1 protein-coding gene is annotated in these 276 nt (G+C 62.7%); it reads left to right on the plus strand.

Annotated features, from left to right (window positions below; genetic code table 11):
* Positions 1-276: aldo/keto reductase (locus tag AC0L3B_RS39440; protein ID WP_473383202.1), on the plus strand; the 276-nt coding region annotated here is incomplete at both ends.

The following is a 276-nucleotide window of genomic DNA, read 5'->3' on the forward strand; positions in this document are numbered from 1 at the left end:
GGCGACAGCACGCCGATCGCCACCCAGCGCGCCCTGCTGCGCACTGCGTTCGACTTAGGCATCAACCACTTCGACCTGGCCAATAACTACGGCCCGCCTTACGGCAGCGCCGAGATCAACTTTGGCCGGTTGCTGCGCGAAGATTTCAAGCATTACCGCGACGAGCTGATCATTTCGAGCAAAGCTGGCTGGGACATGTGGCCCGGTCCTTATGGCCAGGGTGGCGGTTCGCGCAAGTACGTGCTGGCGAGCCTGGACCAGAGCCTGCAACGCCTG

Source organism: Bradyrhizobium sp. Kon56, assembly GCF_055807635.1.